Annotated in this window: 13 protein-coding genes; 8 read left to right on the top strand and 5 right to left on the bottom strand. The window is 64.4% G+C overall.

The annotated features are described in order from the left end of the window. The 4 genes from EYB53_RS23795 to EYB53_RS23780 all read right to left on the bottom strand — a co-directional run. Positions 1-2,380: tetratricopeptide repeat protein (locus tag EYB53_RS23795; protein ID WP_135481825.1), on the bottom strand; the 2,380-nt coding region annotated here is incomplete at its 3' end. A 307-nt stretch (positions 2,381-2,687) separates the two neighbouring features. After that, positions 2,688-3,032 carry a type II toxin-antitoxin system PemK/MazF family toxin gene (locus EYB53_RS23790; RefSeq protein ID WP_135481822.1) on the bottom strand — a complete coding sequence of 115 codons (345 nt, stop codon included), beginning with the start codon at positions 3,030-3,032 and terminating at the stop codon, positions 2,688-2,690. After that, a complete protein-coding gene (locus EYB53_RS23785) occupies positions 3,029-3,274 on the bottom strand; it encodes a hypothetical protein (protein ID WP_135481820.1) in 246 nt (81 codons plus the stop codon). The genes EYB53_RS23790 and EYB53_RS23785 overlap by 4 nt, the downstream gene beginning before the upstream one ends. A 112-nt stretch (positions 3,275-3,386) precedes the next feature. Beyond that, positions 3,387-3,623: a hypothetical protein gene (locus EYB53_RS23780; protein ID WP_129675856.1), complete on the bottom strand. Its 237-nt coding sequence runs from the start codon at positions 3,621-3,623 to the stop codon at positions 3,387-3,389. Between the two features lie 586 nt (positions 3,624-4,209). Here EYB53_RS23780 and EYB53_RS23775 point away from each other — a divergent pair. Together EYB53_RS23775 and EYB53_RS23770 are read left to right on the top strand one after the other, a co-directional pair. Next, positions 4,210-4,518: a hypothetical protein gene (locus EYB53_RS23775; RefSeq protein WP_097654139.1), complete on the top strand. Its 309-nt coding sequence runs from the start codon at positions 4,210-4,212 to the stop codon at positions 4,516-4,518. Then, on the top strand, positions 4,515-5,048 hold the full coding sequence (locus tag EYB53_RS23770) for an HNH endonuclease (protein WP_097654140.1): 534 nt from the start codon (positions 4,515-4,517) through the stop codon (positions 5,046-5,048). The genes EYB53_RS23775 and EYB53_RS23770 overlap by 4 nt, the downstream gene beginning before the upstream one ends. A 184-nt stretch (positions 5,049-5,232) precedes the next feature. Here the strand turns inward: EYB53_RS23770 and EYB53_RS23765 are convergent, their stop codons facing one another. Next, the gene (locus tag EYB53_RS23765; protein ID WP_167857583.1) at positions 5,233-5,826 is read right to left on the bottom strand and encodes a DNA-binding protein; all 594 of its coding nucleotides are present in this window, start codon (positions 5,824-5,826) and stop codon (positions 5,233-5,235) included. 363 nt (positions 5,827-6,189) lie between these two features. Here EYB53_RS23765 and EYB53_RS23760 point away from each other — a divergent pair, with 363 nt between their 5' ends. The 6 genes from EYB53_RS23760 to EYB53_RS23735 all read left to right on the top strand — a co-directional run. Then, positions 6,190-7,158, top strand: a complete 969-nt coding sequence (locus EYB53_RS23760; protein WP_135481815.1) for a Fic family protein — start codon at positions 6,190-6,192, stop codon at positions 7,156-7,158. A 482-nt stretch (positions 7,159-7,640) separates the two neighbouring features. Next, positions 7,641-7,886, top strand: coding sequence for a hypothetical protein (locus tag EYB53_RS23755; protein WP_167857582.1), 246 nt, complete (start codon positions 7,641-7,643; stop codon positions 7,884-7,886). Then, positions 7,858-8,475, top strand: a complete 618-nt coding sequence (locus EYB53_RS23750; RefSeq protein WP_167857581.1) for a DUF1294 domain-containing protein — start codon at positions 7,858-7,860, stop codon at positions 8,473-8,475. The genes EYB53_RS23755 and EYB53_RS23750 overlap by 29 nt, the downstream gene beginning before the upstream one ends. A gap of 735 nt (positions 8,476-9,210) precedes the next feature. Next, positions 9,211-9,804, top strand: a complete 594-nt coding sequence (locus tag EYB53_RS23745; RefSeq protein ID WP_205712749.1) for a DUF8742 domain-containing protein — start codon at positions 9,211-9,213, stop codon at positions 9,802-9,804. 12 nt (positions 9,805-9,816) lie between these two features. After that, complete coding sequence (locus tag EYB53_RS23740) at positions 9,817-10,398, top strand: hypothetical protein (protein WP_135481810.1); 582 nt, start codon at positions 9,817-9,819, stop codon at positions 10,396-10,398. 421 nt (positions 10,399-10,819) lie between these two features. After that, a partial coding sequence (locus EYB53_RS23735) for a DEAD/DEAH box helicase (RefSeq protein WP_167857580.1) occupies positions 10,820-12,476 on the top strand: 1,657 nt, incomplete at its 3' end.

The raw sequence follows: 12,476 nt of genomic DNA, 5'->3' as shown, positions 1-12,476 counted from the left end.
GGATGGCCAGGGCGCGTGCATAGAGCGGGCGGGCCGCGTCGTAGTTCCCTTGGGCACGCAACAATTCCGCGAGATTGTTGAGGCTGGTGGCGGTATTGGGATGCTCGGGGCCGAGCACGCGCTCGCTGATGGCCAGGGCGCGTTCGTAGAGGGGGCGGGCCGCGTCGTAGTTCCCTTGGGTTTGGTGCAGGGAGGCGAGATTGTTGAGGCTTAAGGCGGTATCGGGATGCTCGGGGCCGAGCACGCGCTCGCGGATGGCCAGGGCGCGTGCGGCGTAGGGTTGGGCCAGGGCATAGCGGCCTAGCCGATCCAGGTGTCGCCCCAGCCAGAGGCAGAGATCTGCTGCTCGTTCATCATCGCGCCCCAGCGCTGCATCGGTGACCCCGCGCAGGATGGGCAGGAAGGCGGTGATTGGCGCAAGGGTTGGGGCGTCCACCATGTTCGCTGCCTCTGTGATCACCATCAACTCCACGTCGGCTTGTGCTTCGGGATCATGGCTCACTTGGCGCACGTAGGCCCCGACGAGGCGGTGCATGTGCAGGCGGTCGTCGCCTTCGCGCTCGATGAGGCCCAGAGCGACGAGGCGATCAAGGGCGGCTTCGGCCACCAACTCCGCGTCGGTGTCGTCGTCAGGCTGTTCCAGCGTCGCCAGCAGCAACGCGGTCGGCACGACCTCCCCCGGCACGAAATGCGCCGCACGCGCGAGCAGTTTCAAGGCCAGCGCATCCTCGTGCGCAGCGGGATCAAGCCGTTCGTAGCTCAGGGCGAAGCTGCGGGCCACGTCGCGGTTATGGCCGGTTGGCAGCGTGCCGTCCTGTTCGCGCAGCGGCAGCCGGTCGAAGAGGCGTGGGCTGCGCAGTTCTACAAGGTAGCGCTCACCGCTCCAGCGCTTGCCCGGCCCGGCCAGGAAGCGCCCAGCCAAATGCAGCGCCAGTGGCAGGTCGCCGAGTTCTGCCGCGAGATCGTCAGCCTCCTGGTCGCTCAGGTCAGGCCGATGCTGGCGCAGCAGTTCGCAGCTCTCCGCCCGGCTGAGCACGCCGAGCGCGTGACGCTGGACGCCCAGGTCGCCCGGCCAGGCGGGGTTGCGGCTGGTGATCAGCACCCGCGTCGCGCCGCCAGGATGCTGCGCACGCACCAACTGCGGGTCTTCGCAGTTGTCGAAGATCAGTAGGTAGGGCAGCCCGCAGGCGAGGCGGCTGCGCACGAGATTCACTTGCTCGTCCAGCTTCAACCCCGCTGCCTCAGTGAAGAGTTGGAGATGGGCGGCCCCACCCAGGCGGGCGAACTCGGTCGGGATGGTGTCAGGCTGCGCGAAGGAGAGCCAGAAGACGCCGGCGAAGTGCTGACCGTAGCGAGCGGCGAACTCCACCGCCAACTGGGTCTTGCCAATGCCACCCAAGCCACTGGCAACGGCGGCTTGGCCCTGGTTCACGGCGACACTCTGGCCCCCTTTGAGCAGCGTGGCGAGCGCCCGCAGATCCGCTGCGCGTCCGACAAACTGATGATTGCGTCGCAGTCCGCCGAGCCACGAGCCAGGCGGCAGCACGTCCTGCGGCGGGGGGAGGTCGGTCGTCGGCAAGGCCGCGAGCACAGCCTGGGCTGCGGCCAGTTCTTCGGCGGTCGCCGCGACGGGGCGGGGGGTGAAGGGCTGCTGGACAATCGTGTATTTGTTGACATCACGCCCAGCGACATCGCCTATCGTCACAGGGCCAAACTGGTTGTGTTTGCCAAAATCTACCAACGCCTGGCGCTGCGTATCGCGCAGCGCGGTGAGGGCCGCGAGCACCTCGTCGAAGCGGGCCTCGCTGCGGGCGGTGATGGCATCGATCACCCGGTCAGCCTCGGCGATCACGACCGGCCCGAGTGCGCCGCCGCTCACGTGCAGGCGCTCCATGTCGGCACTGAGTTGCTGGAGCAGGTCGTGCTGGGCGAGCAGCACCTCGGTCTGGTCGCTCAGTTCGTCGTGCAGAGCCGCAAGCGCCTGGGGCAACGCGTCCACCGTTTGGAGCAGCCGCGCCAGTTCGGTGGCGAGCGCTTGGTCACTGACCGCCGCCGCATCGAGGCGCTGGCCCAGAGCGGCGACCCACGCCGGATCAGGTTCATCCTCCGCGAGCGCGGCCTGCACGCCGTCAGCGGCCAGATTGCCGATCCAACCCGCCAGCGCGTTCATGCCCATCCCGGTGAGCCAGGTCACGACCGGCGCAGTTGCGAGCGTCCCGACGCCCAGCCCCGCCAGCAGCGGAGCCAACCCCGCCGCGCCGAGCAGTCCCAGCGTGGCCGCGCCGCCCGCCCCAGCGAGCAGCGCAGGCCAGCGGGTGCGGCGCAGCCCGGCGCGGGCCTGGGTGGTCAACGGATCGTCAGCGGGCGGCGTTGGTGGCATTGACGGTACCTTTGTTCTCTTGGTGTGCTTTGCCTGCCCTCAGTATACTCGATTTCAGGCACGAATCTGTGCGGCTTGGCAGGGGCGTACTGACCCACGCTGCTTTTTTGACGCCAAGGCGCGAAGGCGCAAAGCTTCGGGCAACGGAGGTGGGCGGCACCAGTCTCGTCATGCGCGCGAGCGTCCCTCATGATCCTCTGCGCCTTTGCGCCTTGGCGTCAAACCTGGCCGAGCGGGCGATCATCCACCTACGGGCGTGAACGCTCAGCACCCAGAAGAAGGTACCTCAACCGTATGGATGAAGCGCTTAGACCAAGCCTAACGTAAAGAGGACACATCGCTCGATGTCAAGCATCGTCTGCTGCCTGACGCTCCCCAAACGCCGAATTAGGCGTGTCGTATCCAGTACTCGAAGTTGGTGGCATAAGGCAACCGAGTCACTGGTCAAGCCCCCGTCGTCAGCAGCCACGCGAACACACGAAGGCAAGGCGGCACGACGCACATTCGTGGTAAACGGGATCGTAATGACGGTGGTCGTCAAACGATTGAGGGCATCATGTTGGAAAATCAGCACGGGACGAACCCCAGCTTGCTCAGAGCCACGGATCGGATTCAGATCCGCTAGCCATATCTCACCCCGGCTGATCGTCATTGGGTGTCTTCCAGGTGCAACTGATCGCGATAGCTGTCCATCCCGGCTTCAGCGAGCGCACGATCCTCATCCGCACCTTCCGCATAGAGCGTCACAAGGTGTGCCTCATCAACGAGCGCCAGCGGTGTGACCCGCGTACGGAAGCGCAAAAAGGCCACATATTCTGCGACCTGCTGAAGCTCGGCCTCGCTCAGCGTGTCCAGCGCCCGAGCGACCTGTTCTTTCACTGATGCAGCGGACATACGGATCCTCCGATGAAGGGTGTCAAGCGGTGTTGGGGTATGCTGACGTATTGTACCACCGTACCCGGCTGGCGGCAGGTAGCACGCACACTATTGGTGTCAAGCAGGACGTTCATAGCCCATACCGTTCCGTGCGCCGCTCGTTCAGCCACTCCGCTACCTGTGCGTCGGACGGCGGAGCCTGATCGGTCGCAAGCAAACCGCGTGCGTGGGGGAGGGTCGGGCGTGGCTCCCGTTCCACTGGTGCGAGGGTGCCGAGCACATCCTGTACGAGCGCAAAGCGTTGTGCGGCGGGCCAGGAGCGCACTAACCTCAGGATCGTTTCATAATCGCTTGTTTGGGCTGACATACCCACCCTCCTGTGATCCAACCGTCTTCGTTCTTGTTCTGATCGCCGTTCGTTCATGAGGGCCAGCACGCGCTTGATCCATGCTGTGCCATCGTCGTTGCGTCTGGTTCGGTCAACGGATCGTCGTGTGGCGGCGTTGGTGGCATCGACGAGGCCCTGTCAGCGTAGGATGCGTTGCCTGACCTCAGTATACCCGATTTCAGGCACGAATCTGTGCGGCTTGAGGCAGCGTACCTCACCACGCTTCTTTTTTGACGCAAAGGCGCAAGGGCGCAACGATTCGGACAACTGAGGTTAGCGCACCAGCCTGGTCAGGTGAGCGCCCCACGGTGGTTGTTGTGACGCGAAGGCGCGAAGGCGCAAAGATCGCCCCGCCAGGGCGTGCTGCACCACCCACGATCAGGCCCACCCCTTCGCTCACGCCCCGTTGCGCCTCTGCGCCTTGGCGTCAACCATACCGGGCGATCATCCACGCACAGGTGCGAACGCGGCGGTCTCTTCCGATCTATTGGTAGCATGATCCCATCCGCTATGCTACAATGGGCACGAAGGTTTGAACGCGAACGCTTCGAGGAAGGATGGCACGATGCAAGCAGCAACACTCGTTACCCTGCATGACCGCTTTAGTCGCGGTGAGGCGCTTTCTGACGACGAACGAAGCTTGCTCGAAGCCTGGTATGCCGAGCAGGATCGTGCCGAACAGGGTACCTTACCGTTGTCGCCAGCGAGTGATCCCACTGCTCACCTCCAAGACCAGATCGCCCAAACAGCCCACCAGTTAGAGGTGATTACCCAACAGATTACCGCCACGCTTACGGCCAATGAGTCTCTACGGCAAGAGATCGCGGGGTTGCACGCTCGTTTGGTGCATCAGGGTGCAGGGCGTGCCGCATGATCCTCTCCGCAGAGCGACGACTTCTTGTCCGTGAGCGTGCGCACTATGCATGCGAATATTGTGGCGTAACCGAAACAGATTCAGCAGGCGAATTGACGATAGATCATCATCAGCCACCCCGCAAAGGTGGGACGGTCGATGATCTCCAGAATCTCGTTTACTGCTGTGTCCGGTGCAATCAGTATAAGTCGGACTATTGGCCGATCCAGCCCCATGATCCTCCGCTCTGGAATCCGCGGAGCGAGCCTCGGACAGAGCATATGCTGTCGCTTGCCGATGGGACGCTGTATCCGCTCTCGCCTTGCGGTACCTTCACGATTCGCCGGTTGCGCTTGAACCGTCCGCCCTTGGTTGCGTATCGCTTACGGGCGATGCGGAAGAGGGAAGATGCGCGGCTCCTTGCTGAATTACGCCAACTCATGCAACTCCAAGAACAACTCCAACAGCAACATGCCCATCTTCTGCGTGAACAACAAGCCTTACTCGAACAACAACGCGATCTGTTAACGACGCTCCTCAATCTGCTCTAACCCCTCGCTCACCTCCGCATCAGGATGCGTTGGCCCTCTGGCATCCTATACGCCCGCTGCGTTCGCCCTTTGGGAACGCAGCGATGCGGAGACGGGCAGGCCCGCCCCTTTGCTCGCGTCCCGTTGCGCCTCGGCGCCTTGGCGTCAACCATACCGATCCACACCACCGACGCAACGGCGGCCCTCACGACCCCTGCCCCTGCGCCACCAGCGCCGTGACCTGCGCCTGCAACGCCGTCACCGCCTCGGCGAGCTGCGCCACCTCGCGCCGCCCCTCGGCCTCCTGCCGCGCCACCTCCGCCCGCGCCGCCGCCACCTGCTGCGCCGCCACCTCCGCTTGGGCCTGCGCCTCCAACAGCAACCGCCCGAGCCTCGCCGCCTCGCGGCGGTGCTCGTCCAGCGCCTGTTCCCGCGCCTCGCCCTCGCTTTCCAGCCGCACCACCGCCGCTTCCGCCTCGGCCTGCGCCGCCAGCGCCGCCGCCACTTGCTGCGCGGCTGCCGTCTGCACCTGCGCCACCTGCTCGCTCGCCAGCGCCTGCGCCGTGGCCCAGAGCGTGCGCACGAAGCGGTCGCCCTCCTCGGCCAACGCGGGCGGGGCCTCCGCGAGCACCGGCTCGGCCTGCTGCGCGTGCCAGCTATCGAGGTAGCGCTTGATCGTCGTAAAGCTGCCCATGCCCAGGTGGGCCTGCACCTGGAGGATACTGGGCGTGCGGCCTTGGGCCTGGAGTTCCGTGGCGGCGGTGGAGACCATTGCTTCGGTGACGAGGGGCTTTGCCATAGGGGGTGCTCCGATAGGGTAAGTAATAATTATCGTAATTACCGTAATTATCATATCATCATGCTTGTGCTGACGCCAAGGCGAGGAAACAGGAAAGAGGAAAAGAGGAAAAGAGGAAAAGAGGCGAGCGCATCAGGACGCGCTGCACACCGCTGCACGGTCACGGAGCCTGAACCCTTGGCGAAGGCGCAAAGATCGCCCCGCCAGGGTGGGCCGCACCAGCCTGGTCAGAAGATCGCGCCACCCACGATCAGGCCCGCAGCGCGTTCCTCTCGTTTGGCCTCAACCCGAGCGGCCAGGCCGAGTAAAACCATCTCGTTTTCTGCTATAATGACGAAAACGAGATAGTTTCAAGGGAGGCCGATGCTTCCTGAGCTCCGCATGGATCCCAGGCTCGCGCGCCGGATTGACGCCAAGCGCCGCGCCCTGGATCAACAACGTCCCCTGCCCCCGGCGATCACCACCAAGCTCGCCGAGGATCTGCGCGTGCGCTTGACCTACCACTCCAACGCGCTCGAGGGCAATACGCTCGACCTCGGCGAGACCCAGTTGGTCATCGCGCATGGCATCACCATCGGCGGCCACACCCTGCAGGAACACCTCGAAGCGATCAACCACGCAGCGGCCTTTACCTTCGTGCGCGACCTCGCCCAGCGCGAGGCCGTGCTCGACGAGCAGGCGCTGCTTCAGCTCCACGCCTTGATCACCAAAGATCTGCTCGCGAGCTCAGGGGCCTATCGCACGGGCGCGGTCTTCATCTCGGGTTCAGAGTATCGCCCGCCACATCATCGCGAGGTTCCAGGGCTGATGCAGGACTGGTTCGCCTGGCTTGAGGGTGATGGGCAGCAGTACCCACCGATCATTCGCGCCACCCTCGCCCACGAGATGCTGCTCGCCATCCACCCGTTCCTCGACGGCAACGGGCGCACCGCACGCCTGGTACTGAACCTTCAGTTGATGCAGTCCGGCTATCCGATCACGCTCCTGCTGCGCGGGTGGCGGGCGACCTACCTGCGGGCGCTGGAACAGGCCCACCACGGGCAGTTCAACCCGCTGCTCAACGTGATCGGGCGGGCGGTCGAAGGGGGCCTCGACCTCTTCCTTGAGGCGTGCGATGCGGTGCCCCAGGAGCTTCAGCGGCCCCTCCGCGAGATTGCCGAGGCCTGTGCCATCGACGCGAACTACCTGAGTTGGCTCCTGCGGGCGGGCCGGGTGGCGGGCCGCAAGCGCGGCGGGCGCTGGTACACGTCGGTAGCGGCCGTGCAGCAGTATCAGCAGGAGGTCGCACGCGGCGCGATCCCGAACGGGCGGCCACGGCGCTCGCACCCCTAGCTGGGTACGCGGGGGTGCTTTTGACGCCACGGTGCGAAGGCGCAAAGACCGGCGCCACGGATCTGGTTGCACCACCCTCGTCACGTGATCGCCCCACGCTTCTGCTTTTGACGCCACGGCGCGAAGGCGCAGAGAGCGCAATGACCCGTTGCGCCTCTGCGTCAAACCGAGCGGGCAAGGAGGGAGCACATGCCTCACGCCCCTCGGCGTTGCTGCGTTCAAAGCGGCCCGGTACCTGTCTCACGCCACGTCCAGTAGGGCTGAGGCAACGTCATTCTGATTGTCCGCAGATGACGCAGATGACGCAGATGGGCACGTCATAATCTGCGTCATCTGCGTCATCTGCGGATGCTATCTCATCCGACAGGGAGGTTGCAACAGCCCTGCCCCGCCCAGCGGTGAGGGATGCGCTGGTGGTTCGGTGGTGCTATACTGAGGAGTGGCTTTCGTGCTGTGTTGAGACAGAAAAAAGAAACAACGGGATGGCTGAATTCAACTGCGGCTATTGTGGCGCGAGCTTTCCGAGCGCCGCTACCGCGCAGGCCCATGCCAATGGGTGCGCGGCGCAACCTGCCCCCGCTGCGGTGGGCACACCGACTGGCCTGATCTATGCCTGCACCACATGCGGTGCCGTCTTCGCCAACGCACACGCGGTGCATGCGCACGCGACCCAGTGCCCGGAAAGGAAGCGTGCCCCGTATGCCGCGCAGCGCGAGCGTACCCCGTAGCCCGGAGCTTCCCCTGGCCCGCCGTCAGCGCGGAGTCATCCGTACCTGGAAGGCCGCGCAGGGCTATGGCTTCCTTGCCCCCGAGGAAGGCGGCGAGGAGATCTTTGTCCATATCACGGCGGTCGTCGCCGGCCGGCACCGCCTCGGCCCTGGGACCGTCGTGACCTACGCGCTTGACCGCGATGCCCAGCAGCGCCCCCGCGCCGTGAACGTCCGCGTCGGCCCCGGCCTCGGCACCCCGCTGCGCCTCGCCCTGCTCGCCAGCAGCCTCTTTCTGCTCGCCGTCGGCGTCATCAGTTGGCTCGGCTTCCTGCCCGCCTGGATCGTGCTGGCCTATCTGCTGCTCAGCGCATGCAGCGCCCTCGTTTACCGCTTCGACAAGATCCAGGCCACCCAGGGCCAGCGGCGCGTCCCTGAAGCCACGTTGCACCTGCTCGACGCCCTCGGCGGCTGGCCAGGCGCACTGATCGCGCAGTGGGCGCTGCCTCACAAAACCCGGAAGGCGGCCTACCAGTTTACCTTCTGGCTGCTGGTGGGTTTGCACCTGCTCGGGTTGGCCGGGGTGGTGTGGGTGCTGGGGCGGTTCTGAGCCAGGCGTGGTGCTCGCCCTGCGGCGACGCCACGCGCTGCGCGACCGTTGCGCCGTGGCCGTCGAACTTGCTGCACGTTGCTCCACTCCAGGCCGGGGTGGTTGGTGCAGCAGGGCCATGCCCATCCCCGCGCCGCGCTGCGCTCAGCGCTCCCCTGTGATCGCCGTGCGCTCACGGCGCGCGTCCAGCGGCTTGACCACGTTCCCCTGGCTTCGCGCTCATGACACCGCCACGCGAGGCACGCCCCCGCCTCCTTCCGTTGTGCTACCGTGGGCGCTCGCGTTTTAGCCCTCGCGCTTGGGGGCGATCTTGCTGCTTCCCAGTGGGTCTTGGCTGGATCGGCTTTTGCGCGGCCTTTCTTGCTGGTTCTTCACATACTGTGAGCACATGGTAATGGATCGGTGCTCGCGGTGTGGTATGGTAGCGGGCAAGGAGCATCACGGCGACGCGAGGCGTATGGTCGCCGCCATGTGCTGGTTGGCCCGCGACCTCCGTGGGCGGGCTTGATCAGCGGTGGGTTTGCCCCTGCTCGGGTTGGCCGGGGTGGTGGGGGTGGTGGGGCGCTTCTGAGCAGCGACGCAGCGCGTGCATGCCAGCTCGCTCTGTCGCTACGGTACAACCGTGGTCCCATGTTCCCCTTTTACCTTTCCGCATTCATCGTTCCGCTTTTTTGCTCCCATTTCTCCTTGATTCTGCGGGCAAAGGTAGATCGTGGTTACACCGTGGTTCCCCATGTGTGGTATCGTAGGGGCAGTGCGGCGATGGGGGGCACGACCGGGTGGCTCCCCGGTCGCAGCGTCCCGCAACGAAGTGAGCACGCGATGGTGCGCTTGGAAGCAGTCACGCCGGGGACGGTGCTGCATGGCATTGTGCCGATGGGGGCGGTGACCGTGGTGGCGGTGCAGTGGTATGGGTCAACGGCGGTTGACCTCACCTATAAGGACGCCGAGGGGCGGCCTGGTACCCGCTTGCTCTACTGTGACGATGAGCCGACCTTGACCCTGGTCAACGCCGGCCGTCCCTGGAGCTTCGATGGCGATGGGCGACTCTTCCGCTTGGTCGCCGAGGCCCACCGCATCCGCCTCGCGCACCTCTTCGACCCGGTGCTGGCGGTGCATACTTCGCTGGTCGAGCCGCTGCCCCACCAGATCACTGCGGTCTACGAGACGATGCTCACGCGCCAGCCGCTGCGCTTCCTGCTCGCCGATGACCCCGGCGCGGGCAAGACGATGATGGCCGGGCTGTTGATGAAGGAGTTGCGTGCGCGCGTGCGAGCGCGGTCGCGAGTTCAGACCAGGCCCTATGCCCGGAGTAGCAGCGCGTTATAGAAGGAGCGAGCAGTGAGCAACACGACGTTTGAGCAATGGCGCGCCTTGATGCCCGCCCGCGGCGAGCAGCGGCAGAACGACGACGACGGGCCAATCGACGGCGCGGAACTCTGGAGCCGTAGCTATGGTGGCGTAGCGACGACGGTCTCTCTCCCACTCTCCTGGCCTGGCCTTGTTGCGCCCGATGCTCTCCCAGACGCCGTCGACGGCCACGAGCGGAAGCGCTTCGGCCGATGGGTGCTCGATCGTTCGGGTCTCGTCTGCTTGGGGGCGGCGTGGGATATCAGCGATGATCGCTTCGACGAATTGGACTGGCTGGCCCACGTCTTAGGCCACAACTGGTGTTATGACCCCACCGATTTCTTCGACGCACTCCAGGAAGGGCGGCGTGCGTTCTGCGCACGCCTCGGCGAAAACTGGATCGACGAGGCCGTATGGATCGAGATTCGGGCCATGCTTGCTACTGGCGAACTACCGTTTTATCCATCCTCAATGATGGGTGACCAGTGGGTTTACCTCCCAAACAGGATGACTTCGGAGCAACGCGACGCCTTCGCGAGATTCTTAGTAGAGCACGGCATCACGGCGTCGTGACCGTCGCGATACTGGATCACGGATACCTCCTCGCGAGGTGTAGGCAGGGTCAATCCACGGCGCGGAAGCCCACACCGTTCAGTGACAGCAGTACAACGCTAAAGAAGAAGGGGTTCCTCCCAAATACGTCTTGTAAGGCGGCGGTTGATCAACGATAATGAGCCGTGTCGGCCGATCTAGTTGCTATTCAACATATGATGGTGAGATCAAGATGTGCTCATGTGCGCACCTCTTGATCCGTATCATACAGACAGGCCGTCCTGCATAAAAACGGATCGCGGAACACGATGTTTCCGCGAGGAGGCGCTGGCACTGATGCGCTCGGGGGCGCTCCTTTTGCTGGTAGCGCCCTTGGAGTTTTCCGATCTTTCGTTCTTGATCTATGCGGTCGAGACCGATGACCGCCCTCGTGAGGATGCGCGTGGATATCTTCCAGCTTCGTGAGCAGATTATTCATCAATACGCTGCCTATACTCGCAGCTTTCTTACGATCCTCGACCCCGCTATCCGCGACTTCGTTGATACCTCGCTTGCGGAAGGGCGTCTTTGGCCCGACGCGCTTGTCCAGCTCTCGCCGGCCTACGACAAGACGAGCACGGTCGCTGACCTTGTGGAGCACGGGACGCTTCACCCGACCTGCGGCGAGATCTTCCGCGTCCCAGATGGGGCCGCTGGGCTGCGTTCGCTCCACCTCTTTCGCCACCAGAAGCGGGCGATCGACCTGGCGGCGGCTGGCCGCAACTATGTGGTCACGACCGGCACTGGCTCGGGCAAGAGCCTGACCTACATGATCCCGATTGTCAACCATGTGTTGCGCAATCGGCCGCAGGACGGGCGTGTCCGTGCGATTATTGTCTATCCGATGAATGCGCTGATCAATTCGCAGGCGAAGGCGCTTGAGCGTTTCTTTGGGAATGTGTCCAGTGCTTGTCCGGTGCGTTTTGCGCGCTACACCGGTCAGGAGCGCGATGCTGATAAGCGGGCGATTCAGCAGAACCCGCCCCATATCCTGCTGACGAACTATGTGATGCTGGAGTTGATGTTGACCCGCCCTGATGAGTTTACCTTCGTCAATGCGGGGGCCGCCAACCTTCAGTTTGTCGTGCTTGATGAGCTGCATACCTACCGCGGTCGGCAGGGGGCCGATGTGGCGATGTTGCTTCGCCGCCTCCGTGAGCGCTCGGGCAACCCGAACCTCACCTGGATTGGCACCAGCGCGACGATGGTGAGCGGCGACTCGGCGGATGAGCGCCGCGCAGCCGTCGCCCGCGTGGCCGGTAGCATCTTTGGCGTGGAGCTCCCCTCTGATCAGGTAATCGAGGAGACGCTGACCTACGCGGTTCCGCAGTTGCCCGTCCCGTCGCGTGAGGCGCTGCGCACTGCACTCGAGCATGATCTGCCTGCGTCCCTCGATTGGCTGAGCTTTCAGCGTCACCCGCTTGCCCATTGGATCGAGCAGACGTTTAGCCTGCGCGCCGACCATGAAGGCACGCTCCGTCGCGCCGAGCCGCAGACGCTCCGCCAGGGGGCCGAGGCGCTCGCCGCCCACACGGGTGTTGCCGTAACTCGCTGCGAGGAGCAGTTGCGGCGTTTTTTTGACCTGGGGAGCACGGTGTGTGACTTGGAGAACAATCCCGGCTTTGCCTTCAAGCTCCACCAGTTTATCTCTCAGGGGAGTGCGGTCTACAGCACGCTCGATGAGCCTGCGCAGCGCCACCTGACGCTCGAAGGGCAGCGCTATGTTGCGGGTGAGGATGGCGAGCGGTTGCTCTTCCCACTGGTCTTCTGCCGCGAGTGTGGTCAGCACTATGCGCTCTGTGCCTATGATGCCGAGGCCGCGACGGTTACGCCGCGTCAGCCGATGTCGCGTGGCGAGGATGTCGCTAAGCCTGCCGAGGCCGGGTATCTGCTGATTGGCGAGGACGCCTGGAGCGAGGAGTCTGAAGAGCTCTTGCCGGATAGTTGGTTCAACCTGACGCGGAGCGGGCGAACGATGAAGAAGGATTACCGCCCCTTCCGCCCTCGCCGCCTGAGCGTGCGCCCGGATGGATCGATCACTCACTTGCCCGATGATGGGG

This window comes from Candidatus Chloroploca mongolica (assembly GCF_004762035.2).
In the GTDB taxonomy this organism is placed as follows: domain Bacteria; phylum Chloroflexota; class Chloroflexia; order Chloroflexales; family Chloroflexaceae; genus Chloroploca; species Chloroploca mongolica.
Note: the sequence above shows the minus strand (reverse complement) of the source record. Positions and strands in the feature narration are given on the sequence as shown.